The 24,343-nt window shown below is 49.3% G+C and carries 19 protein-coding genes; 7 read left to right on the top strand and 12 right to left on the bottom strand.

The window, feature by feature from the left end; translation table 11 throughout:
- Positions 1 to 410: 410 nt before the first annotated feature.
- Entirely contained in the window at positions 411 to 1,586 is a 1,176-nt protein-coding gene (gene rsgA, locus ACN0YR_RS12750) for a ribosome small subunit-dependent GTPase A (protein ID WP_417849616.1), read from the top strand.
- Positions 1,587 to 1,714: 128 nt separating this feature from the next.
- Here rsgA and ACN0YR_RS12745 read toward each other — a convergent pair whose 3' ends face one another.
- The 3 genes from ACN0YR_RS12745 to ACN0YR_RS12735 form a co-directional block, all read right to left on the bottom strand.
- Positions 1,715 to 2,530 (bottom strand): TIM barrel protein, encoded by an 816-nt coding sequence (locus ACN0YR_RS12745; protein WP_417849615.1) that lies wholly within the window; start codon positions 2,528 to 2,530, stop codon positions 1,715 to 1,717.
- Between the two features lie 106 nt (positions 2,531 to 2,636).
- Positions 2,637 to 3,260, bottom strand: coding sequence for a carboxymuconolactone decarboxylase family protein (locus tag ACN0YR_RS12740; protein WP_417849614.1), 624 nt, complete (start codon positions 3,258 to 3,260; stop codon positions 2,637 to 2,639).
- A 177-nt stretch (positions 3,261 to 3,437) separates the two neighbouring features.
- Entirely contained in the window at positions 3,438 to 3,980 is a 543-nt protein-coding gene (locus ACN0YR_RS12735; protein WP_417849613.1) for a peroxiredoxin, read from the bottom strand.
- Positions 3,981 to 4,266: 286 nt separating this feature from the next.
- On the opposite strand from ACN0YR_RS12735, the gene ACN0YR_RS12730 reads away from it, so the two are divergent.
- The 6 genes from ACN0YR_RS12730 to ACN0YR_RS12705 all read left to right on the top strand — a co-directional run bounded on the left by ACN0YR_RS12730 (position 4,267) and on the right by ACN0YR_RS12705 (position 12,613).
- A complete protein-coding gene (locus ACN0YR_RS12730; protein ID WP_417849612.1) occupies positions 4,267 to 5,364 on the top strand; it encodes an FAD:protein FMN transferase in 1,098 nt (365 codons plus the stop codon).
- Positions 5,365 to 5,559: 195 nt separating this feature from the next.
- Positions 5,560 to 7,032, top strand: coding sequence for a hypothetical protein (locus ACN0YR_RS12725; protein ID WP_417849611.1), 1,473 nt, complete (start codon positions 5,560 to 5,562; stop codon positions 7,030 to 7,032).
- A 50-nt stretch (positions 7,033 to 7,082) separates the two neighbouring features.
- The gene (locus tag ACN0YR_RS12720; protein ID WP_417849610.1) at positions 7,083 to 7,748 is read left to right on the top strand and encodes an RNA polymerase sigma factor; all 666 of its coding nucleotides are present in this window, start codon (positions 7,083 to 7,085) and stop codon (positions 7,746 to 7,748) included.
- A 372-nt stretch (positions 7,749 to 8,120) separates the two neighbouring features.
- The gene (locus ACN0YR_RS12715) at positions 8,121 to 9,071 is read left to right on the top strand and encodes a C-terminal binding protein (RefSeq protein ID WP_417849609.1); all 951 of its coding nucleotides are present in this window, start codon (positions 8,121 to 8,123) and stop codon (positions 9,069 to 9,071) included.
- 376 nt (positions 9,072 to 9,447) lie between these two features.
- Positions 9,448 to 12,045, top strand: coding sequence for a PAS domain S-box protein (locus ACN0YR_RS12710; protein WP_417849608.1), 2,598 nt, complete (start codon positions 9,448 to 9,450; stop codon positions 12,043 to 12,045).
- 148 nt (positions 12,046 to 12,193) lie between these two features.
- Positions 12,194 to 12,613 carry a response regulator gene (locus ACN0YR_RS12705; RefSeq protein ID WP_417849607.1) on the top strand — a complete coding sequence of 140 codons (420 nt, stop codon included), beginning with the start codon at positions 12,194 to 12,196 and terminating at the stop codon, positions 12,611 to 12,613.
- 302 nt (positions 12,614 to 12,915) lie between these two features.
- Here the strand turns inward: ACN0YR_RS12705 and ACN0YR_RS12700 are convergent, their stop codons facing one another.
- The 9 genes from ACN0YR_RS12700 to nuoH form a co-directional block, all read right to left on the bottom strand.
- Positions 12,916 to 13,224, bottom strand: coding sequence for a hypothetical protein (locus tag ACN0YR_RS12700; RefSeq protein WP_417849606.1), 309 nt, complete (start codon positions 13,222 to 13,224; stop codon positions 12,916 to 12,918).
- Positions 13,225 to 14,130: 906 nt separating this feature from the next.
- Entirely contained in the window at positions 14,131 to 14,901 is a 771-nt protein-coding gene (locus ACN0YR_RS12695; protein ID WP_417849605.1) for a TatD family hydrolase, read from the bottom strand.
- Between the two features lie 506 nt (positions 14,902 to 15,407).
- Entirely contained in the window at positions 15,408 to 15,842 is a 435-nt protein-coding gene (locus ACN0YR_RS12690) for a hypothetical protein (protein WP_417849604.1), read from the bottom strand.
- A gap of 35 nt (positions 15,843 to 15,877) precedes the next feature.
- Positions 15,878 to 17,551: an NADH-quinone oxidoreductase subunit N gene (locus ACN0YR_RS12685; RefSeq protein WP_417849603.1), complete on the bottom strand. Its 1,674-nt coding sequence runs from the start codon at positions 17,549 to 17,551 to the stop codon at positions 15,878 to 15,880.
- 55 nt (positions 17,552 to 17,606) lie between these two features.
- Positions 17,607 to 19,211 carry a complex I subunit 4 family protein gene (locus ACN0YR_RS12680; protein WP_417849602.1) on the bottom strand — a complete coding sequence of 535 codons (1,605 nt, stop codon included), beginning with the start codon at positions 19,209 to 19,211 and terminating at the stop codon, positions 17,607 to 17,609.
- 47 nt (positions 19,212 to 19,258) lie between these two features.
- Positions 19,259 to 21,706 carry an NADH-quinone oxidoreductase subunit L gene (gene nuoL, locus ACN0YR_RS12675; protein WP_417849601.1) on the bottom strand — a complete coding sequence of 816 codons (2,448 nt, stop codon included), beginning with the start codon at positions 21,704 to 21,706 and terminating at the stop codon, positions 19,259 to 19,261.
- 66 nt (positions 21,707 to 21,772) lie between these two features.
- Complete coding sequence (gene nuoK, locus ACN0YR_RS12670; protein WP_417849600.1) at positions 21,773 to 22,084, bottom strand: NADH-quinone oxidoreductase subunit NuoK; 312 nt, start codon at positions 22,082 to 22,084, stop codon at positions 21,773 to 21,775.
- Between the two features lie 18 nt (positions 22,085 to 22,102).
- Entirely contained in the window at positions 22,103 to 22,816 is a 714-nt protein-coding gene (locus ACN0YR_RS12665) for an NADH-quinone oxidoreductase subunit J (RefSeq protein WP_417849599.1), read from the bottom strand.
- The gene (nuoH, locus tag ACN0YR_RS12660) at positions 22,816 to 24,219 is read right to left on the bottom strand and encodes an NADH-quinone oxidoreductase subunit NuoH (protein ID WP_417849598.1); all 1,404 of its coding nucleotides are present in this window, start codon (positions 24,217 to 24,219) and stop codon (positions 22,816 to 22,818) included. The genes ACN0YR_RS12665 and nuoH overlap by 1 nt, the downstream gene beginning before the upstream one ends.
- Positions 24,220 to 24,343 lie beyond the last annotated feature (124 nt).

Raw genomic sequence — 24,343 nt, 5'->3', positions numbered from 1 at the left:
CGCTACCGTGTGCTCGTGAAGAACGCATTTCACTAGGAAAAATGCTGTTCGCCACGAGGCAGGACCTGCAAACCAATTCGAAAGATACTCTAAGAGGCCCTGGCAATCTTAAATCGGGAATGAGGATTTCCATCAGTTCTGGCGACGACCAGGCACTTGGAGAAATCCCCAGAATACTTTATCCCCCAAGAATGCTTTACACTCTCTTCTCTGGAGCTGTTTGCTTGAGACGTGTGCCTGTGCAGAACGCGTCTCACTAGTAAAATTGCTTTCGCCACAAAGCAGAAGACGAACACCTATTCGAAAACTGTTCGTAGCACGGGACCATTGTCCCGTGCAAGCTGCGAACCTGGCGAAAACCGAGAGCGTCCCTAAACATATGCACAAAACCGAAAACAAAGACTGAGCCTGTGGCGAAAAAGAAAAAGAAGAAAAAATCGGCTCGAAAAGTCCGCGTTCAATTTAAAAAGAATCGTCAATCCCGGACTCGCTTTCAGGATCTCACCAAGCAATCTCACGAAAACCAGGAACATGTCGAAGACCTGGAAACCGGCGAACGGCTTTCCGGCAAAGGTCAGCTTTCTCGATACCGGACGGTCATTGCCGATGACGACGGACGAACTGTTGATGAAAGCACTTGTCTGAAAGGACGAGTCCTGCGCTCAATTGGTGCAAACAGCATTTCCGTTCAACTGCAAGACGGTCGAAAATTCATGTGCTCTGCCCGCCAGGTACTCCGGACCATGGCGCGTGATGGTCGAAACGCAGTTGTTGCAGGCGACCATGTCCTGCTCACCCCACTGAGTGAAACAGACGGAGTTATCGAACGGGTCGAGCCTCGTTTCGGAACGCTCACTCGGATCAGTCGTGGCGAAGCACATGTGATTGTGGCGAATGTCGACCAGGCAGTCATTGTCGCCTCAGTCAATGAGCCTGTCCTCAAACCGGGATTGATCGACCGCTTCCTGTGCAGCACAGAAAAAGGAAACATTCGCGGGATCATTTGCCTCAACAAGATGGATCTTGGAGATCGTGTTCGCCTGCAAAAAATTGCCGGCATTTACTCTCGTCTGGGTTATCAGGTGTTGATGACGAACGCACTGACGGGAGAAGGAATCGATGAGCTGAAACGCCTGCTGCTCGAAAAAGAAACGGTCTTCACCGGCCAGAGCGGAGTCGGGAAATCTTCGTTGCTCAATGCAGTCCAGCCGAAACTTGGTCAGCTCACCAGTTCAGTGAGCGGCGATTCACACAAAGGTCGCCACACGACTCGAGTCACAGAACTGATCTCGCTCGATGGAGGGGGATGGGTTGTTGACACGCCGGGCATCCGTCAGCTTCAACTCTGGGATGTTCAAACAGAAGAAATTGAAGGCCTGTTTATTGAGTTCCGCCCGTTCGTAACTCGCTGTCGATTCCCAAACTGTTCTCACACCCACGAAAACAACTGCGATGTAAAGTCTGCAGTCGAAGCGGGACTCATCGCTCCGCTGCGATACCAAAGCTTCCTGCGGATGGTCCTCAACGAAAATAAACACCAGCGCGCACCATCCACTCAACAAGTGAATGAAGACGAGTTCTTTTAAAGCAATTTGCTGCTGCTCGTGCCCGCATAGAGCGATTTCGCGTTCTGCCTCGTGACGCACAGCAGTTTACTGTAGAGCCGGGTCTCTACATGGGCACATTCGGTGGGCAAAGAAAGAACGAAAATTCTCTATCGAAACAGTTTCTGAAACATTTCGATGGTTTGCCTGGCTGCTGCCGTCGGGTCGGGCCAAGGAAAGGCTTCTGCGGAAGCGTAAGCTTGGTAGTTGATCTCTTCCAGAGCCGAGACGATCGGCTCGTAGTTCATGTGTCCGTTGCCAGCTGGTCGACGGTTCGAGTCGACGAAGTGAACATGGCCGATGTGGCGTCCCCCATCCTTCAGGCCTTGCGCTATGCAGGTCTCTTCGATGTTCATGTGGAACAAATCTGCGAGCAGCACGACATTCGTTATCGATTGTGATTCGATCAACTGAACACCGTCTGCCATCGTGTTACAGAGATTCGTCTCGTAGCGATTCAATGGCTCGTAGATGAGCGGAACGTTGTACTGCTTCGCGTACTCACCAAGTTCGGACAACGCCTCTCCGAGTAGTTTTAACGCTTTGTCTTTGGGAAGATCAGTTGTCCAACGTCCTTGCATCGAACCGATAATCGCCGGAGCTGAGAACTCGCCGCCGAAATCGATCATTGATTTCACAAAATCAATTGCCGCTTGACGTTTTGCAGCTTCCGTATCAGTGAGGCTCAGCTGACTGATCACCATGCCTGCCCCGGTTCCGACCGCAGCACACTTCAATCCGGTTTCTTCCAACAGAGACTTAAACTGACCACGATCAACCGCCTCTGGACCAGGAGCGAAGATTTCCACAGCGTCGTAACCAAGCTCTTTCGCCAGTCGAACACCGGCTGCCAAGTCGTCCCAAAGTACGAAAGGTCCACCACGTGCCTGTTCGACAAGGCTAATCGTTACTGCTGAAGAAATCATAGAAGGGGGCTTCCGATTTAAGTGTGATTGAGTGAAGAGAGTGCTTTTGTACGCATCTTTCCCTCAATTTGAAAGTGAAACGGCAGCCTGACCATCATCTGGCAACTTACGACGCGGCATTCAAAAACTGTGCGCCAGCGTAAATTGTTGCGGCACACTGAATGGTTTCCAACATCTGCTCTTTTGTCAGACCGAGTTTGCTGGCCTTCTCGACATGTCCTGAAGTGCAGGGCTTGCAAGCGTTCAAATCGCTGATGGCGATGTTGATCAATTCAATGAGCGAATCATCGAGCGACGTTCCTGTAAACGTGTGAGCCCTAAGGCCAACACCCATCCCTTCAAAGAGATCGCTTCCGCTGAGATCGCGAAATTTGAAGAAGGTGTTGTACATATAATTCGTCGCAGCGATGGCGAGAATTTCAAGAACTTGCTGTTCTGAAAAACCGAGAGAGAGACACCGCTGATGGAAGTAGTGAATCCACGGATCTGACTTTGCATGCGCAGCGACTGCCAGTCCGATGGCGGCCCGAGTCTTACTGTCGGTGTGGCCATCGCTGTATACGAACTTTTTGAAGTTCATATAAAAGTCTTTCAGAAACGCTTCGACATTTCCGTAAACCAGAAATGGCGCAGGGATCTGTTCTTCACCTAGCATCTCTTGAATACGCCCGTAGAGCTTGGCGATATTTTCCGGGGCACTGGCAACTTCGACAGGTTCAAAACGAGGCATAATGGGACTCTTGCTTAGCTGCACACGACGGGAGTGATGTAAAAAAATCGTTCTCAAGCAGAACTTGAGAACGAGTGTCGTTCGATTTCAGAATAGATGTACGCATTTGTCTCGCGGCGAGCATTCTCTTCCCTTACGAAAGATGTACTTCGCGAATACGAGAAACACGACTCTGCTCTAGTTCAGGGTTTCTTCGCCTTTGCTCCAGTTGCAAGGACAGAGCTTGTCTGTTTGCAACGCATCGAGAACTCGCAGGACTTCATCAACATTTCTTCCGACGCTCAAGTCGTGAATTGCAATCCAGCGAACGACTCCGTTCGGATCGATGAGGAAGATTCCTCGATACGCGATTCCAGCATCCTCTTTCAGAACGCCATAATCACGAGAGAGTTGATGAGTTGTATCCGCCAGCATCGGGTATTTGAGCTTCCCGAGATCTTCGTGTGAATCACACCAGCCTTTGTGTGAGTAAACACTATCTGTGCTGGCTGTCAGCACGGCACATTCACGATCTTCGAAATCACCCAATTTGTCATTGAACGAAACGATTTCAGTGGGGCAGACGAATGTGAAATCGAGTGGATAGAAGAACAGGCAAACCCACTTCCCCTTGAAGTCGCCAAGTGAAATTTCTTTGAACTGGTCGTCGCCGCCATCTTTCGTGCGGTCGTAAGAATTCACTTTAAAGTCGGGAGCTGGTTGTCCAATTTGTGCACTCATCGTCATCTCTCCTGGTTGAATATCATCAGATTGTCCGGCAGACGCCAAGGAGACGTCGCTCGAACGAAGGGGTTGCGTCTTGAAGCGGAATTGTAATTATTGATGGCGTCACCTTAACCTTGGGACGCTCGAACGGAAGACCCGCCGCTCAATAGATTCCTGACGATGGAAGTATAGTCTGAACAAGCGTGACTTCAAGGAGTTGAAACGTCCAAATCGCTCAAGTCTTATCCGGATTGCCATCGCAGAGTCCTTCAAGTGCCCAATTACGAATCTAATATCACACATGTCTAAGCCACACGATTCCTCTCGACGCGATTTCCTGACCGGGAGAGCGGTGCATAAAGAAATCCGTCGTGTCGGAGATGAGATCGCAGATGCACTCGTTGATGCGGAACCGGGCCGGGTGGCTCCGGTGGCCAGCCAAACAGTGCGGCTGGAAACAAAAGCGATGGGCTGCCCCTGGTGTGTGATCATGAATCCGGGGCCGCCGCGACAGGTGATGGTTGCTTCAGATGCGTTTGACTGTGTCCGGGATGCAGAACAACTGCTGACAATTTATCGTGATGACAGTGATGTCGCTCAGCTCAACCGAGAGGCATCTTCAGGCTGGCAAGAAGTTTCCGAAGAATTGGAATCGTTTCTCAAAACATGCCGAGAAATCTATGACTCCACATCAGGAGCTTTTGATCCGGCAACCGGTCGGCTGATCCAGCTCTGGAAATCAACACGCCTCAACAACCGAATTCCCGAACAGGCTGAAGTCGATGAAGCGCTCGCGAACTCCGGGATGCAATATGTCGTCCAAAGTGAGGAGGGAGTGAAATTCGAGCGGGATTTATTGCTGGACTTTGCTTCGATTGGAAAGGGATACGGCATCGACAAAGCTGCCACACATATCAAAACTGAAGAAATTGAAAATTTCCTGGTCCACGGTGGTCAAAGCAGCCTGTTTGCCTCGGGAACTCATCGTGATTTAGACGGCTGGCCGATCGGGCTCAAGAACCCACTCTTCACAGACAAACGTTACGCAACAATTTTGCTTAAAAACTCAGGAATGTCGACGAGTGGCTCAAACATCCAGTTTTTCCGATTTGAAGGAAAACGCTACGGGCATCTACTCGATCCCCGCACAGGATGGCCAGCCAAGGGATTACTTTCGGTCACTGTGATCGCCCCCACAGCGACGGAAGCGGACGCATTATCAACGGCTTTCTATGCGATGGGACTCGACAAGGCGGTCCAGTATTGCGATGATCATCCCCAAGTTGGTGCAATCCTTGTCGCTGCGCCAACTCATGGACGAATCCTCGAACCTGTGATCAAGAATTTTCCTCTTGATCGACTGTTTTTCGAGGAAGGCGTTTCAGTCATGAGCGACTGAAATTCGACTTCGAAGACGACCAAGATCGATCCGAACTCAGGGAAATATCCCGTCATATCGCATCCAGATCGTTTCGAATTGACTTTGTTTCGATGAAGACTGCTTCTTGTCGAACGAGATCAGCATGCCGTCCATCCTCCCGCCTGAATTAATCGAAATCCATCACTTCAAAATAAAATTCTGAGGAACGTCAGAGTGAAAGACCTCAAACGTATTTCCGGGCTCGCCATTTTACTCATCATTGTGCTGAGAATTTCCATTGGCTGGCAATTACTTTACGAAGGAATGTGGAAGTACGACCAAATGGATGGTCCCAATCCATGGACTTCTGAAGGTTATCTCAAGAATGCCCAAGGCCCTTTTCGTGATCACTTCCGGAACATGACCGGTGATCCCGACGACCTCAACTGGCTCGATTATGCCAAGATGAGCAAGAAATGGTACAGCTGGCGAGATACATTCGCTTCCCATTACAAGCTGAATGATGAACAAAAAAAGATTCTGAATATCATGCTGGATGGAGATGCTGAAAAGGATTCGGCCCCGGCAGAAAATCCCCCTCAAATCACCTTTTCAAGAACACTCGCTGCTCTTCCGGAATCTGTCGATCTCAGCAGGTACAAGCCAACAGTTGTCTACGATGCCAAGTCGAAAAAGCTGACGGTGAAGCAGCCCGTTTTGCCGAGTGAAGAGACTCGAATCAAAGCGATGGTGGATGTCGTTGTTACAGGGAACGATGAGATCCCTTACGCAAAGAAAAAAGCGGCTGACGCTCCTGAAGATGCCCCCCTCGTCCCTGCTGATGATTCCGAAATTGCATTCTTCCGCACTTTCGATGCACTCGTAAGATATTCCCGGGCTCCCGTCGAACGACAACTCGGCGACTTGGCTGCTCTTTCAAAAAAGAAGGACTCAGGCGTCGATACCGAGAATTTCAACTACGCAGCCTCTCGGCTCAGTTCCACAGTCAAGAAAGCTTTACCGTATCGACAACGACTCGCTGCATCGCTTCAGGGTGACCCTGAACGAACAGGCGTGATTGGCGAACTGAACGAACGTGGATCGTTTAATATTGAGATGGGAACTGTGACCCGTCAGGAAGAAAGTGCGGAAAAGCACAACATCAAATTCGGAAAAATCAAAGAGTACAAAGAGTTACTCGCTGAGTACGAAGCGGCTCTGACTCAGGCGTCGATGAGCTATCAGCACGATCACGCCACGATGCTCGCCAAGAAGGTCGCCATCATGCGAGCGGACCTTACGGGACCGATCAAAGCGATGGAGTCTGAACTCATGGATAACGCCATGAAGATTCTGACGGATGAACAACTCAAACTCGGTGCCCCTGCACCTGCGGACACACCACTTCACCGTGCAGACATGGCTGCGATGTGGGGCTTGCTGATTCTTGGCTCGCTTCTGATTGTCGGCTTCTTCACACGGTTCTCCGCCGTCATGGCCGCCGCGATGGTGTTGTCGTTCTACTTAGTGATTCCACCATGGCCTGGCGTGCCACCTGCTCCGGGACCAGAGCATAGTCTCTACATCAACAAAAACATGATTGAAATCATCGCACTGCTTTGCATTGCAGCTTTACCAACAGGGACATGGTTTGGAATTGACGCCTTCTTCTCAAGCATCTTCTTCAAGAAGAAAACAGATGAGTAAAGAGGCTCGACCAGAGCTGTCTGAATCAACTTAAACATGATGGGGAGCCCATGCCTGAGAACGCTGACCATCAAGGTGGTGAATACCAGGACGCGAACCATCTGATTGAACGGATCCGCCAGAAAGATCGCGACGCCTTAGCAGAGTTCATCGAACTTCGGCGTCCGCAACTTTTGGCGTTTATCGACAAGCGACTGAGTGATCAGCTGCGCAAGAAAATCGAAGCCAGCGACATCTTTCAGGATCTCTCGATGAGCTGCCTCGGTTCTTTTGAATCTGTTGACTTCGAAGGTCGCGACCCATTTCGCTGGTTGTGCCAGCAGGCTGAACGCCGCATCATCGACTCTCATCGACATCATTTCGGTGCAAAAAAACGGGCAGCCAATCGCGAAGTAGGCATCCATGGTGCCGGTCCAGGCAATGAAGGGGCTGGAATCGAAAATGACCTCGCTGCGAGTATGACCAGCCCCAGCGCTGCCTTCTCCCGCAACCAAAAAGAATTCTTTCTGGCAGAGGCTTTGGAACAGCTTCCGGATGAAGCTCGTGAAGCTTTGAAACTACGCTACCTGCAAGGCATGCAGAGCAAGGAAATCGCCGAGCAAATCGGAAAATCGGATGCAGCGACACGCGTTCTCCTCAGCAGATCATTAAAGCGTATGCAGGAGATGCTCTCAGAAAATGTTGCATTTCAAACTCTCCTCGCGCAAAATCGATAAAGATGACCGCTTCGATTGATTGTCTTTCAAAAGCCGTCACAAAAACAGAAGCTCTGTTCTTTCTTTCATTCAAATCGTCGTGATGCGTCTTGAACAGGAAGAAGTAAATCATGGAGAGACTCATCGAGCGCACAACCTGACAATCAGCCCCTGAAAGGAACAAAGCGGCTCTCACCGTGCCTGCTGAAGTGAACCAGGAGAACCTTGCTTCCTCCTTCAGCATTGCCTTCAAGCATCGTTGAGAACGAGCTCAAGCGACGCTCAACACGATCCACAGGAGAGAACATGAACGAAGCGTCATGTTTGTGAAATCCTCGCTTCCATGTTGCGACAGACCACTCAGCTGAAATCAATAACAGGTGTCGAAAGAGCATGAGTTCCCGAAAAATCTTAATCACCGATCACCCCTGGCCAGAACTGGAGATTGAAGAGAATCTTCTAAAATCTGCAGGAATCGAAATCGTCGATGCTCCAAATGACGCGGAAGCAACGCTCATCGGTCTCGCTCACGATGTCTTTGCCATCGCAACATGCTGGGCCGAGGTTACTGAGCCGGTTATTCGAGCAGCCAAAAACTGCAAATTAATCTGCCGTATGGGAATCGGTCTCGACAACATCAACCTCAAGGTAGCCAGTGAACTCGGAATCCCAGTCACAAACGTTCCCGACTACTGCGTCGAAGAGGTCACGGATCACACACTCGGATTGATGCTGGCACTCACGCGGAATATCGGCTTCTTCCATCAGCGAACCAAGCAGGGTGAATACAACCTGAAAGCGGGTCCAGCGATGCACCGTCTCAGTGAGCAGCGACTGGGACTCATCGGTTTCGGACACATCGGAAGAGAAGTGTTCCAACGAGCACGAGCCTTTGGGCTTGATGTCGTTGCTCACACTCCGTCAGGAAACGACTATGGAACCGGTTGCACAATGCTTCCGCTGGATGAAATTCTCTCCACTTCAGACATCTTAAGTCTTCACGCTCCGCTATCCGAGGCCACTCACCATCTGATCAATGAGGACACCTTGAGCCAGCTCAAGGATGGAGTGATTCTGATTAACACTTCGCGCGGCTCATTGATCGACCCCGCAGCACTCTTGAAGGGTTTGAAAAGCGGGCAGATCGCCGGCGCAGGCTTAGACGTCTTCGACCCCGAGCCACCCGATTTGCAGGACGAGCTGTACCGACAGGAAAACGTCATCGCCACACCGCACGCTGCGTTTGTTTCAGAAGAATCGGTGGACGAGCTAAGAATGCGCGTCACAAAACAGATTCTCGCAGCCTTCAATGGCGAGACCCCACCAAACATCGTCAACCAGTGAACATTTAACTGTTCGCCAGATCTGCAAGCGACTCCTTCAACATTGATTACAACGAGCCCGACAACTTATGAAATGACCACTTTCCTCAGTGTCAGAGAAGGTAAATTCAGTTTCAGGATCGGCTCCAAAACTTCATCACAAACAGAGGCGAGATAAAAAACAATACAGGTCTTCAAGTGATAACATTTTTTGAATTGACGTTTGGGTCCGGCCTTGTGACAGGCAGCCCATGAAGTCATGCATGTGTCCTTCACTGGGGCGGCAAGCATTGAAAATGCCCTGATCACGGTTTGGATGCACTATCCATTTCGACATCAATTATCGAAGATAAACGCGAAGAACATAATCCCATTACTCATCGTTGGGAGGGCCATGCGTGAAACCTTTTGAACTCGACTTTAAAAATCTTGCTGACCATGCACCTGTTCTGATATGGGTCTCCAACACAGAATGGGACTGTATGTATGTCAATCTTCGCTGGTGCAGCTTCACCGGGCAAACAAAAGAAGAGGCACTCGGATCAGGTTGGCGAAACGCACTTTCAGAAAATGACCTCCTCACAGTCACGAACGCTGCGAAACAGATGCAGGAGAGTCAGCAACCATTTGAGGTCGAATTCCGTTTACGCCGGAATGATGGCAAGTATCGCTGGATGAACTGCCATGCTATCCCTCACATCTCAGCCAGCGGGGAGTTCCTTGGTTACATTGGCACATGCGTGGAAAACCACAAAGAGCATCTGCTACGCGAGCAGACAGTCAAGCAGGAAAAGCGTCTCAGTAAGCTTTACGAGAAAACTCCCGCTCTCATGCAATCGATTGACGCAAATGGAACGCTCCTCTCTGTGAGCGATTCCTGGCTGGAACATTTTGGATACAGCCGTGCTGATGTAATCGGTCGAAAGCTGACAGATTTCCTGACGAAAGAATCAAGTCGTGATGCCGCTGTGCAGATGGAACTATTTCGGTCCCGAGGCCATTGTGAAAACATTGGGCTGCAATATCTCACTGGAGATGGTCGCGTTCGAGAAATCAATTTGAACGCGATCGCCGAGACCGATTTCCACAGTCAGTTTGTTCGGTCTACCGCTGTGCTTGAGGATGTCACTGAAGCCCGCAAGAGTTTACGGAAACTGCAGCAAACCCGACTCGCTTTCGACCAGTCAGGCGAAGCGATTTTCTGGCTGTCTCTTGAAGGAAAGATCACCGATGCCAATCAGCAAGCGTGCGAATCGCTGGGCTACACGATCGACGAGCTCATGACCTTATCCGTCTGGGACATCGACCCCAATGAATCACGCGGAAACTGGGAGCAAGCTGAGTGGCAAGAGACTTTTGCCAAGAGCAAAACGTTTCGCTCGACCCATCAGAAGAAAAACGGTTTACAAATTCCAGTGGAGGTGAACGCCAAGCTCATCAATGTCGACGGGGAATCCTTCATCATCGGGTTAGTACGTGATCTCTCAGAGGATTTGCGACACGACTACGAATTTTCTCACACGAAGCGTCGCCTGGAAGAGGCTCTTCGATCGGGCAACATCGGACTCTGGGACTGGGACATGCAAAGCGGTGTCGTCTCCTACTCTGCAGAGTGGAAAACACAAGTTGGCCTGCCTACTGACTGCACAATCGACGGGTACGAAGAATGGGAAAAGCGGGTTCATCCCGATGACAAAGATCAAGCGGTCCTGCGGTTACAAAATTATCTTAATGGAAAAACCGATGGCTACATTTCGATCTTTCGATTCAAGCATGAAGATGGTTCTTACCGCTGGATTCGTGCACAGGGCCGAGTCTTTTACGATGCCGACGAGCGTCCCGAACGCATGATCGGGGTCCACGTTGACATGACCGACCAAAAGCTGGCACAAATTGAACTGCGAGAAAAGACCGCTGAACTCGAAGCCATCTTCAACGCCAGCCCGGACCTCTTCTTTCGAACGGACCGAGACGGCTTGATACAGGATTGTCGCGTGAGCTCAGAAGCCATCTTCCCCCAACCCGAAGATGGCTATATCGGCCATAAGATACAGTCCCTGGTCTCAAGTGATGTCGCCATCGACTACAACCACGCATACACGAATCTCTCAAACACCGGTCAGTCTCAAACGATTGAATATCGGATGAGGATCAATGGCGATCAGGTTTGGCACCAAGCTGTTCTCGTAAAGTTTCACAAGACAAGTGTGGCAATCTTCATTCGCGACATTACCGATCGAAAATCGTCCGAGCTGGATCTCATCAAACGGACACGAGAACTCGAACGCAGCAACGACGACTTGGATCGTTTTGCATACGTAGCTTCTCACGATTTGAAGTCCCCATTAAGGGGGATTCAACATTTAACAAAATGGATTCGCGAAGACTCCGAAGGAAAACTTCCCGAGACATGCAACGACCACCTGAAACGTCTCGACGAACAGGTGACACGAATGCAAAGCCTGCTGGACGATTTGCTCCAATACTCTCGCGCAGGACGGGTTCGCGTGGCTGTCGAGGCCATCGACTTACAAGAGATGTTTGATGAAATTGTTGGTCTCATCCAACCTCCTCCGATGGCAAAAATTCAACTCCACAATGATGGCATCGACCTCCTGACCGGTCGCGCCCCACTTTTTCATGTACTGCTCAACCTTATTGAAAATGCACTAAAATACCACAACCGCGACGACCCAAATATTCATGTCCGGGTGACTGAAACTTCTGACCTGGAATATGTCCAATTCGAAGTCAGCGACGACGGTCCCGGGATTCCAAGTGAGCATCAAAAACAGATCTTCGAGATGTTCCAGCGACTCGACACCAGCGTTTCAGGGACCGGGATGGGGCTTGCAGTCGTCCGCCGAGTCATCGAAGCTAGAGGCGGAACCATTGAACTAGTCTCGCAGCCCGGACAAGGTTCACAGTTTTATTTCACGTGGCCAAGCATGCGTGATCTCCCCGAGAACGATTTTGACGACGATAAACAGCGATGAAAGCATTTTTAGAAATCATGTTCGCCCCCTGCCTCCTGGGCAGAGTGAACTCCCACTTCGGAAACGTCTGCCATGCAGAACTCTCTCATCTTTTGAGAGGTCATATTCAGATTTCCGAATCAGCTACAAAACCTGAATTCCTGTTCCTATGCACCTGCTGATCGTTGAAGACGAAGAACTCGATGTCATTGCTCTCCAGCGAGCATTTACGAAACACAATGTTCCGTTCGACATGACTGTCGCACGAAACGGAGCAGAAGCACTACACATGCTTCGAGGAACCGAACTGGATCAACAGCGAATCCCCGGCCCGGTTCTAATCTTACTCGATGTCAACATGCCCAGGATGAACGGAATTGAATTCCTGAAAGCACTGCGGGCGGACACCGAACTCCAGCAACTGCCTGTTTTCATGCTCACAACTTCGGACGAAGAACGCGATGTGATCGCCGCCTATAGCCTCGGGATTTCAGGCTATCTGCTAAAACAGGACATTGGCGAAGATTGCGAAAAACTGGTCCAACTCATCAACGCTTACGCAGATGTGGTCCATTTTCCGGAACAGTAGTGACCCGCTCAACTCATTGCCTACAGAGGGACGCTGAAGCAATCCTTGCGGATGACAACGTCGCGGCAGTGAAGCAGTCTCGCTACGAGTAAGTCACTACGAGAGTGCCCACAGAAGGCGTCCCTGACCCTCTCAAGGTTCTCCTGAGCAAACAGAGAGACGCCGTCTCGATCAGAGGCCATACTGCTGAAACCAGGACAGGCCTGCACGAGGAAAATTGTGTCAGCGCAAAAAAGAACGAGCAAACCAGATTTGACCTGATTCGCTCGTACCGAAAGCTCAGTAATCTCAAGCAGAGATCACTATTTTTTCTTGGTCGCTTTTTTCTTAGTTGCTTTCTTTTTAGTAGCAGCTTTTTTCTTTGGAGCGGCTGTCTTCTTAGTAGCTGCTTTCTTTGGAGCTGCTTTCTTTTTAGCGGCTGCCTTTTTCTTTGGAGCTGCTTTCTTCTTAGTTGCAGCTTTCTTTTTTGGAGCTGCTGTCTTCTTAGTAGCTGCCTTTTTAGCAGCTGCTTTTTTCTTTGGAGCTGCTTTCTTTTTAGCAGCTGCCTTTTTCTTTGGAGCTGCTTTCTTCTTAGTTGCAGCTTTCTTCTTAGTTGCCTTTTTCTTGGCCACGGAAACTCCTCCTTCCAAGAGCTTCTAGGTTGTGGAATGAACAGGTTGCTACTGGGCAGATCATGTTCAGTTTCCACATTGCCGAATCCATCCCGATTCGCCAACCGTGGCGAACCGACTGTGATCGTCATGATGAATGTGAATCATGGTTGATGAAAACACAAAGGCACAACGACAACAATGACTTGCGGCAAATGTTACGAAAAGCGCAAATCCTTGCAAGTCTTTTTTGAACCATTTTGATGACATCAGAACTTCATCACTGCCATCGAGCGAACACGTCAGCATGGCTCAATTCGAACACGCAGTCGATTCATGAAATTTTGTGTTGATGAAACCTATTCGATGTACAGAAAAAACTGTCATCAAAACGCTCACTCGTGCAACGTCACGAATGGAATAACACATCACAATTCAAAGTCATTGAGTGAAGACCATCCAGAAATTAAAAGCGAATCCTGGTCTACCCCGGAAGCGCCTTCGCAAGACTTTTGATTCGAACACTCTTGAACAGAAATTGAACAACATCACTTTCGCAGCACGATTTATGCGGTGAATCTACTCCACCCATAAAGAGGCTGGAGCGATCACTGTATGAACCAAAGCCTGAGAGTATGCACAGGGACAGACTACCAGACCTCGATCGGAGTGACTCTCTGTTCAAATTGAACCGCCCGACACGAGACAAGTGAAGTCAAGACGCCACACATTTTGCAGTGAGACAAACCAACGATTTTCACATCGACCGGCGCGATGCATCAAAGAGTTCACTGCACGTTGAGTGAGTCGCCATCACAAGCTGACAGTTGATTCGTGTTCCAATTTTTTTTCTCCATTTTGAAAAAAGTTTTGAAACAAGAGACGAAAAGCGATCAAAAGCCAAGTTCGTGCGCGCAAGAAAACGAATTAAGAAAGAGAAAAGAATCGCTGCGCGTTTTCTGTTGTCGCATTTGCAAACTCTTCAAGCGTGAGATCATGAAGGTCTGCAAGGCAGCGCGCGGTCTGAACAACGTTGGCAGGTTCGTTTCGCTTACCCCGTAAAGGGACGGGAGCAAGGTAAGGAGAATCAGTCTCTACGAAAACTCGATTCAATGGAATCGCTTTGGCGACTTCACGAAGATCGTTGTTTTTCTTGAATGTCACCATCCCTGCAAACGAGATGTGCATCCCCAGTTCAAGACAAGCGTCAGCCGTTTCTCGATCACCGCAAAACGAATGCATGACTCCATTCAGAGGAGCATTCTTCGAGCACTCGCGTAACACTTCGACCACATCCACTTCTGCTTCACGGCAATGAACAATGAACGGTTTATTGATCGACTGGGAAAGCTCAATGTGCTTCCTAAACCATTCAACTTGAAGTTCAATCGGGGCATGATCCCAGTAGCGATCGAGGCCGGTTTCTCCAATACCGACGACACAATCTTCTTTTGCCAGTTCCACAATCTGCTCAAAGTCATCGGGCTTCATTTCCGCGACATAATTCGGCTGAATTCCGACCACGGCATGGACCTGAGGATAAGATTTGGCAAGCTCGACAGCTGCCTGACTGGTGGCGAGCGTGATTCCGATCGTCAGAATCTCATTAACACCGGCTTGCTGGGCCCGATCAAGAACCTCTGGGAGGTCGACGTGAAATGATTGCTCGTCGAGATGAGCATGTGTATCAATCAGCATAGAAGACACCAGCTTGGACACGGCAGTAAAATGAATCGAATCAGACATCGGGATACATACGATGACTGGAAAAACATTTCAAAACTTAATCGTCGTACCCATGATGATCAGTCTTACGATTTCGTGAACTGATCACCTGAAGGCAGAATTTAAAGATCAAGATTTGATGTGCTGTAAAGCAAATTGATAAATTGTGCATTCACAGTCTTGTGCAACAGAGTAATTCATCAAATGAAAAACGCGATGCGGGGACAAAAGCACAAAAATCTTCGAATCGCCAGAGCAGTGTGCTGTACCGTGTGCCCATGAAGAACGCATTTCATCAATAAAATTGCTGTTTGCCACGAGGCAGAATCTGTACATCAATTCGAAAGATGCTTTTGCTGATCTGAACGAGACGTCGCAACAGCCAGTCAGCACACATATGAGTCGGCATGATTCAGTCGTTGATCTGACAATTCACGCTGAACGTCTACGAGACACCGCCAAGACGAGATCGTAAATAGCTACGAGGTTGTAGCTGCGAGCCGAACTTCACCGAGTGACTTAAGCACAATCTGATTCTGTTCGATTGCTCTTTCGACAAGCTTGACTGCTTCTGCATCTCCAGCAAGTTGCCCGACAGCAGATTCCAAGTCATTGAGCAGCAGTTCCTGGCTTTCCTTCATGCGATCCAGAAAATAGCCCAAACCCACAAAGTGCAAACTTGTATACTCCGGAGGATAAACTCCAAAATCGACAATATGCTTTCGTGAACGCAGAAAGTCCACCATTTCAGCGACAGACTTATCCTGCTTCGAAGCGAAATCCTGGATACGGTCCAGAAGCTCTGAGTCGGCATCTGACGACCATGGAGAAGCTTCGGCACCGTACTGGACAAGACTGCGATGAATCTCAATCAGCAGAGAATTGACCAGAGAATTAGTGGCTGAGGGATCCATCGAACTTCCGTAAGTCATGATCTGATGAGGACGATTTATTTAAACAGCACATCTGCAACATATTGAGCAGTCGCACTCAGGTCGCCCTGAAGTGGTGTCATTCCAAGTGCCAGAATCGGAAGAGTGACCAACAGGACATATGCCCCTGCCATCCCTGGAACGGCCACTTCTCTCGTCTCTGATGAGGGTTCTGAAATGAAGATCGCTTTAAGAACCTTCAGATAGTAGAACAGGCTGAAGACAGTGTTCAGTGCACCAAACGCCAGTACGACCCACAAGAACCAGTGAACATGTCCCGCCTGGATCGCGCTGTAGAAGATCATCATCTTCGCGAAGAATCCACCAAATGGAGGCATTCCAACGAGGCTGAAGAAACTGATTCCCAGGCAAACACAAATCACTTTTGTCGCGACGTTGTTCTGGAAAATTCCACGATAACTGTCGATCTCTTCGCTGAAGGTTTCATTACGAAGGAAGGCGACAACCGCAAAAGCGGAGAGATTCATAAACAGGTAGACACAAATGTAATACATCAAACCTTCAACACACCCCACAGCGGCAGTGTTTGCGTCGAGACCCTTCGTCGTAGAATTCACTACCACGAGCAACGCGGCAACGCCCATCACCATATAGCCAGCATGAGCAATGGTTGAGTATGCAAGGAGTCGTTTGATATTGGTTTGCGTGTAAGCAGCGAGGTTTCCGAGCGTCATTGTGACAATCGAAATCACACCGAGTGCAACTCCGAAGAAGAGTAACAACTCTTCACCAGCCCCCTGAAATGCCATGACGAATCGAACGAGTAACGCAAATGCGGCAGCCTTCGACGCAACCGACAGAAATGCACAAACTTCTGAAGATGCACCTTCAAAGGCGTCCGGGCACCAAAAGTGAAACGGAACCAGTGACAGTTTAAAGGCCAAACCGACGAGAACCATCATGATACCAAGCACGAGTGTGACGGAATTCGCACTAAGCATGGTGAACTTTTCGTCTCCAAGCAGAAGTGCAAATCGAGTCCCCAACTCACTCATGTCCGCTGTCCCTAAAAGGCCAGCGATAAGACTGATTCCATAGAGCATGACACCAGCAATTCCGGCACCATACACAACGTATTTCAAAGCTGCCTCGGTCGCTTGTCGACGACCTTTCTGGAAGGCCACCATTACGTAACTGGGAACACTCATCATTTCAATTGAAATGAACAGCATCAACAGATGATTCGAACCAACTGCCATCAGCATCCCGATGGTTGAACCAATCAAAAGCGTGTAGAAATCCTGCCCATCTTCTTCGTCCGGAATCCCAGTCAGAATCGTGAGTGCAATCAAGAGCACCAAAAAGAGACTGAGCCCCAAGCGGAAAAAGACTGCGAACTGATCATGCATCAGCAAGCCGGTGAAATAGGGACCGGGAGTTCCAACGTTTTCCGCAGTAAGAGGCCAAACACTGAACAGAAGTTTCAGGCCTTCAGTTGCATCGACCCCATTGGACTTGAGGTACATGAATTGGGCAAAGGCGCCAAAGAATGCCAGTAACGATCCGAACAAAGCAATCCAGCAAGTCGGAGCCTTACTATGCAACCCGAGCATCCGCCACAGCAGAAGTAAAACAACGGTCACACAAAGCACAAGTTCAGGCGCAAAGATCTCCAGCGAGCGTGGGATCTCATGTTTCAGAACTTGATCTAAAATCGATTGAACAGGCATCGTGAATTATTACTTATTAGCGTCGACCGGTGTGAGACTCAATGAACGCTTTCAATTACTTTGGAATCTGTGTGACAGCAGCATTGATCGTCTCGTTAATCGCCGCGTATCCAACTGACAAGGACTCAGTCAAGTGTTGGACAGATGGCTCCATCACAACAAGCACAGTTTGATAAGGGAAAATTCCAAGCACGACAGCCAAAATTGCCAACGTCCAAGCAACTGTCTTTTCGCGACCAGTGATCGGAGTTAACGCCTCAGGGTGTGGTCCCTTGTATTCCGGTCCAAGATAAACACGTTGGATCGTCCAAAGAATGTATCCCGCTGTGAGGATCACAGCCGAGGCTGCAATGATTGCCAGGATCGGGCTGAAGTTCCACATACTCAAGACAACGTAAACTTCGCCAATGAATCCACAGAGTCCCGGAAGCCCCAGGCCTGCGAAGAAGATGACAATTGCCAGAGCACTATACTGTGGCATGATCTGCATCAAACCGCCGAATTTATTCAAATCGCGATGATGGACACGGTCGTAAACAACACCGACCATGAAGAACATCCCCGCTGACGAAATTCCGTGACCGATCATCTGGAACATTCCTCCAGAGAGGCCCATTTGCCAGTGATTGATGTTCATAGTCGCGCCGGTCTCAGAGATTTTCCAGACCGCCATTCCAACCAACACATAACCCATGTGACTCACTGAACTGTAAGCCACAAGACGTTTAAAGTCTGTTTGAGCCATCGCTGCGAAGGCTCCGTAGATGATACTGAAGACCCCCAACGCGACGAGGGTGTAAGCTGCATATTGTGCTCCGTACGGGCACAATGGCATGGCGATTCGGATGATTCCGTAACCACCCATCTTCAAAAGGATACCCGCCAGAATCATTGAGATTGGTGTCGGCGCTTCCACGTGAGCGTCCGGCAACCATGTATGGAACGGGAATGATGGAAGTTTAATTGCAAATCCAATGAAGAGCAAAATGAATGCTGTAATCTGCATGTTCACGTTGAAACCGCCAGCCTTGGCAATCTCAGCAAGTTGGAGCAGATCAAAGATGTTCTGATTGCCAGTGAGTTCTGACGATCCACTGTTGAAGTAGAACATCAACATGGCAATCAGCATTAATACTGAACCTGCCAGTGTGTACAGGAAGAACTTAATGGCTGCGTATTCACGACGCGGACCACCCCAGACTCCGATCAGGAAGTACATCGGGAGTAGCATCACTTCCCAGAAAACGTAGAACAGGAAGAAGTCGAGAGCCAGGAAGACTCCCATCATGCCGGTTTCCAGAATCAGAAACAGCATGAGGAAGCCGCGAACTTTGGTCTTAATGCTCCAGGCCGCCATGCAAGAGAGCATGGTGATCAACCCGGTCAAAACAACCAGTGGCAAGCTCAGCCCATCCACCCCAAGTTGATAATTGATGTTCCAGGTGGGCACCCACGGTATCGAAACCGCCATTTGAATTGTGCCGATTGATGTGTCGAAATCTCGCCAGATCAATAAGCTCAAGACAAAGGTGATTGCTGTGATCACCAGTGCAAACGATCGCATTGCATCCTCAGCCTTCTTGTCGAAGAACATGAGGAAGATTGCTCCCAATGCTGGAAGGAAGATCGTTGCGGATAGTAGTGTGACAGGATCGGACATAGCTTTATAAATCAGTCAGATTGTGTTCTGAAATGGCTGGACGAAACCTAACGAGGCAGAAAGACAAACAACAAAATGAACAGCGAAACGACGCTGAGGGCAATAAAGGTCACATATTGACGAATGCGACCCGTTTGCACTGCACGCAGAGACCGTCCCATAGAGTAAGTCGTTTCTCCAAACACATTCACAATTCGGTCTACGACAACTTCATCAAATTTGCGATCCCAGACGGCAACCAAAACGACCATCCGACTGAGGAAGTGCAAGAAAGCATCAAGGACATACTTGTCAAAAGCAACTGCCCAGCTTGAAACGACATGAACAGGTCTGACCCACATCCAGTCGTACAATTCATCGAACATCCATTTTTCAGTCAGGAATTCATGAATCGCACGACCCTGGTTCTTCATCATATTTGTATCGACAACCTTCAGGCTGTAGAGCAAGTACGCTAAAAGTGTTCCGATCAAAGCAGCTAGAAGGGCAAAGCTCCCTGCAGCACTGTGGACCTCGTGAATCTGATGATGGCTCGGCAGATTCAAACCAATGATTCCACCAGCTTCGACACCTCCAGCCACATGGGTTGGTTCAGTAGACAGAATTAACTGAGCAAGTGGACCATTTTCACCACCGGCAGCACAAAACGCTGCAAAGAAAGCCAACACAAACAGTGGGGCTGTCATCAATCGCGGTGATTCATGAGCGTGATCGTAAACATCTTGGTCTCGTGGTGTTCCAAAGAAAGTCATGAACCACATACGGAACATGTAAAAGGCAGTGATCCCGGCTGTGATCAGCGGAATGAAGAACAACATTGAGTGCAGCGGATTCAATCCGGAAAAGCTCAAAGCGGTTGCGACAATTGCATCTTTTGAGTGATAACCAGATAAAGCTGCTGCTCCGAATCCTGGGATTGTCACGAGAGGAATCGCCAAGCCACTAATCGCGACAACTCCAATGAACATCGTCCAGCAGGTAATCGGCATTTTCTTATACAGGCCGCCCATCTTGGTCATTTCCTGCTCGTGGTGACATCCATGAATCACCGAACCTGAGCAGAGGAACATCAGCGACTTGAAGAAAGCGTGTGTAATCAAATGGAACAGTCCAGCAAGCCAACCACCGAGCCCTAAAGCCAACATCATGTAGCCAAGCTGACTAATTGTCGAGTATGCGAGAACTTTCTTGATGTCGGTTGCGACAACGGCAATTGTCGCACCAATGAATAGCGTGATACATCCAGCATAAGCGATGACCAACAACACCTCTTCGGTGAACATTGGATAGAAGCGACCGACCAGATAAACCCCGGCAGCCACCATCGTTGCAGAGTGAACGAGAGCTGAGACAGGCGTTGGACCTTCCATCGCATCTGGAAGCCACGTTTGTAACGGGAATTGAGCACTTTTACCGACACAGCCAGCAAAAATTCCTAAGCCGGCAACCACCAACAGCCAGTAAGGAATTGTTGATTCGTTACCTTCTTGCTGCAGATGCATTCCCTGACGGGCCTGCAAGACAACTGTTTTTTCAGCCCCTTCTCCGTGGGAAACAATCTCGCCCTCGGCATTCCGAACCATCTGGAAGAGACCAGTTTCACCAATCGTTTCCGGGTTTGTTTCTGCAAATTGAAAGACACCAAACCAAGTCCAGATAATCATTAAGCCAATCAGGAACCCGAAGTCCCCAACTCGGTTCATGATGAATGCTTTATTCGCAGCTGTGCTCGCTGAGTGACGCTCAACATAAAACCCGATCAACAGATAACTACAAAGTCCGACGAGTTCCCAGAAAATGAAGACCTGAAAGATATTCCCTGCCAGAACGAGCCCGAGCATGGAAAAACAAAACAGGGAGAGATAGGCAAAGAACCGATAGAAACGTCCGACGCGATGGAAGTGTCCGCCATCTTTTGTGTGGACGAAGTGATCTTCATAATGCTCTGTCAACTCATCGCTCATGTACCCAATCGCAAAGACGTGGATACAGGTTGCGATCAATGTGACCATCGCAAACATCAAGACAGTCAGACCGTCGATGTACCAGTCAAGAGTGATGTTGAGGGAACCGAACTTGCCCAGCCGGTAAAAGGTTCCAGCAAACGCTTTTTTATAAGGTTCGTTTGCATGTGACTCACCATGGTCGGCATGACCATGCTCGTGAGCTTCTTCGCCCTCACCGTGCTTATGGTCAGCATGATCATGAGCGTGATCGTCATGGTCAACTTCAGCAGTGACATGGACATCGTGAGTTTCAGCGACTTTCCATGGCACAAAATCTGTTGCGTTCATCCAAACGCAAACAGCGATCAGACTCAGGACGAACCCCGATCCAATACATCCAACTGCGATATACGCTGGGGCTTTACTTGTCCGTGAACTCCAGTAACCACCAAAGATCTCGACTAAAAACCCAAGTAGCGGCAACAGCCAGGCAGCTGTCAACAGCCACACTAACTGGGAACCAACTTGTTGATAAATTTCGGGAGACATCGTTTCTCGCCGCAGTCAATTTGTTTGTATGAAGGCCGACAACAATCGCCAGCTGAAAGGAACACTCTATCCGCTAAGCTCGGTGGCTTGATCAACATCCACTGTCCGATGATTGTTGTAAAAGCTCAGCACAATCGCCAATGCGACAGCGGCTTCCGCAGCTGCCAGAACAATTACAAACAACGACATCACCTGACCATCCAGACCAAGTGTTCCATACTGAGAAAACGCGACGAGGTTAATATTTGCCCCGTTGAGAACCAATTCCACGCCCATCAAAATTCCAATGGCATTCCGTTTGGTCGTCATGCAGAGCACTCCACAGACAAACAAAACGGCCCCCACGGCGAGGAACTTAATCAGGTTTTGATCTTCCACAATATTCCCCCTGCCTAATCAGGCGTCTTGCGCGTCGACGCGACGTTTCGCACGAGCCAGATAGGCCGCCCCTACGAGCACCACCAAAAGATGCACGGAGATAATCTCAAATGGCAATAAGTATCCAGTACTGAGGGCCGTCTCACCATGACCATGGCCGCCAGCCCTCAGATCTTTATCAAATCGAACACCCAGCAAGGCTGTCCCAATACTGCGAGTCGTATTTCCTTGAGCTTCCGGATTATAACCGTATCGAATTTCTTCGGCATCTTCTTCGCCATGGTGATGCGAATGACCATGGTCGTGACCTATTTCGTGTCCATGGTTGTGTGCATGCTCACGACCCTCTCGCGATTGAGCATCAATCTTGGCCAACTTCGCAGCATTTCCGGTCCAGTCGACTGAGAAGACGGTTGAGCTGATCAAGGCTATAAACGCGAGACCAATCATTCCTGACTGAACAAGTTCGGCCGGGTTACTCTGAATAGTTTGATATGGGCCACTCGACGTGAGCATCACTCCAAAGATCAGCAGGACGACGGTTCCACCAACGTAAATCAACAGTTGAGTCGCACCGACAAAGTCTGCCCCTAACAGGAAGAACAGAAAAGCGACCGAGCTCAACGAAATCACTAACCAGAAGGCCATGCGAACTACGTTTTGGCTCAGTACAACGGCAATTGCACCGCCGCAAGCAATCGCTGCGTACAAGTAAAACATGTACTCTGCCATTATCGAGTCCCTCCAGCGCTTGGATTCAGATTGGCGAGCGTCTCGTCAAGTTTGTCTTGCACGCTTGTGGTCTTCTCTTCTTGATCAGCGTCTACTGGAACTGAACTGTCTTTTGACTCTTCTTCAGAAGCAGGCTTTTCGACTCCTTCATCACCAGCAGCACTTTCAACTGGCTCTTCAACTTCGGCGACAACAACTTTCCGCACGGGAACTCGCTCGCCAATTGCTTCAAAGCTTCCAATTACTGAAATCCGCTGATGCTCTCCATGAGTGATCGTAGCAATCACAAGCGGCCACAACACTGCACCCAAAAACAGGAAGCAACTCATGGGAAGAAGATATTTCAAGCAAGTCGTCATTACCTGATCGATACGCAAGCGGGGCAGGGTCCAACGAATCCAAATCTGCACAAAGACCAACAACCCAGCCTTCACAAGCAGCACTTTCATGCCGAACACTCGCAGGAGATAAAGCCCGCCAACCGAACCTTCAGCCAAAGAGGCGAGGCCGTTGTCAATGAACGGAATTCCTGTCCACCATCCGCCAAGGAAAAGAATCGCTGCCAAGGCACTGATAAAGAACATGCTGGCATATTCTGCAAGAAAGAAGAACGACCAACGCATTCCAGAGTACTCGGTGTGAAAACCACCCACCAATTCACTCTCAGCCTCAGCAAGGTCGAAAGGTGCTCGCTTATTACTGGCAAGGGTCACAGTAAAGAAGACAAAAAAGGTGAGGAACGTAAACGGGCTATTAAAAATAATCCAGTTCTGCAGTCCACCACTTTGCGTTTGAACGATATCGCCGAGATTCAGAGTTCCAGCAACCACAACTGGAATCACAGCTGTGATTCCGAGCGGAACTTCGTAGCTGACCATCTGTGCTGCTTCACGCATCCCTCCAAACAGGGACCACTTCGAACCGGAAGCATACCCGGCAAGGACAATCCCAAGAACTTCAATCGAAAGCACCGCCAAGGCGATAAACAATCCGATATCCATCACGACAGCCACAAGCCCCTGGCTGAACGGCAAAAACATAAAGGCTGCAAACGAAGCAACTACAACAATATACGGAGCCAAACGGAACAACATTTTGTCCGCGGCATCAGGAGCAAGATCTTCTTTCTGAATCAGCTTGACGCCATCTGCAAGAGATTGCAGCCAACCAAAGCGACCACCAACGCGTGTCGGTCCCAAACGATCCTGAATACGCCCCGCGACTTTCCGTTCAGCCCAAATAAAGACAAATGCGGGTAGGCCGAAGAATAAGCCAACAAGAGTTGTATGGATCAGAGCTGCCCAAACCCCTGCAGGAAGCATGCTGAATACAAGATTCAGCGGCCAAATACTGCCGCTCTCGATCCAGTTTTCAACTGTCGTTGCCAGGAATAGAGAATGCATTAACGGGGCCTGTTTCAATACACGCTGCAATCAATTCGAGACAATCTCTCGTACGTGCAGCATGGGTTCATCGGGTCCATACTTAAAGGAAGGCAAGAGTTATGACAGATGACGGAATTGACTT

It is taken from the genome of Thalassoglobus sp. (assembly GCF_048270125.1).
GTDB lineage: Bacteria > Planctomycetota > Planctomycetia > Planctomycetales > Planctomycetaceae > Thalassoglobus.
This window is presented reverse-complemented; position numbering and strand designations above follow the sequence as displayed.

Excerpts from the sequence above, each read along its gene's own strand:
- ACN0YR_RS12745 (WP_417849615.1), bottom strand. The coding sequence starts at position 2,530 with ATGATTTCTTCAGCAGTAACGATTAGCCTTGTCGAACAGGCACGTGGT.
- ACN0YR_RS12740 (WP_417849614.1), bottom strand. The coding sequence starts at position 3,260 with ATGCCTCGTTTTGAACCTGTCGAAGTTGCCAGTGCCCCGGAAAATATC.
- ACN0YR_RS12735 (WP_417849613.1), bottom strand. The coding sequence starts at position 3,980 with ATGAGTGCACAAATTGGACAACCAGCTCCCGACTTTAAAGTGAATTCT.
- ACN0YR_RS12730 (WP_417849612.1), top strand. The coding sequence starts at position 4,267 with ATGTCTAAGCCACACGATTCCTCTCGACGCGATTTCCTGACCGGGAGA.
- ACN0YR_RS12720 (WP_417849610.1), top strand. The coding sequence starts at position 7,083 with ATGCCTGAGAACGCTGACCATCAAGGTGGTGAATACCAGGACGCGAAC.
- ACN0YR_RS12715 (WP_417849609.1), top strand. The coding sequence starts at position 8,121 with ATGAGTTCCCGAAAAATCTTAATCACCGATCACCCCTGGCCAGAACTG.
- ACN0YR_RS12705 (WP_417849607.1), top strand. The coding sequence starts at position 12,194 with ATGCACCTGCTGATCGTTGAAGACGAAGAACTCGATGTCATTGCTCTC.
- ACN0YR_RS12695 (WP_417849605.1), bottom strand. The coding sequence starts at position 14,901 with ATGCTGATTGATACACATGCTCATCTCGACGAGCAATCATTTCACGTC.
- ACN0YR_RS12690 (WP_417849604.1), bottom strand. The coding sequence starts at position 15,842 with ATGGATCCCTCAGCCACTAATTCTCTGGTCAATTCTCTGCTGATTGAG.
- ACN0YR_RS12685 (WP_417849603.1), bottom strand. The coding sequence starts at position 17,551 with ATGCCTGTTCAATCGATTTTAGATCAAGTTCTGAAACATGAGATCCCA.
- ACN0YR_RS12680 (WP_417849602.1), bottom strand. The coding sequence starts at position 19,211 with ATGTCCGATCCTGTCACACTACTATCCGCAACGATCTTCCTTCCAGCA.
- nuoL (WP_417849601.1), bottom strand. The coding sequence starts at position 21,706 with ATGTCTCCCGAAATTTATCAACAAGTTGGTTCCCAGTTAGTGTGGCTG.
- ACN0YR_RS12665 (WP_417849599.1), bottom strand. The coding sequence starts at position 22,816 with ATGGCAGAGTACATGTTTTACTTGTACGCAGCGATTGCTTGCGGCGGT.
- nuoH (WP_417849598.1), bottom strand. The coding sequence starts at position 24,219 with ATGCATTCTCTATTCCTGGCAACGACAGTTGAAAACTGGATCGAGAGC.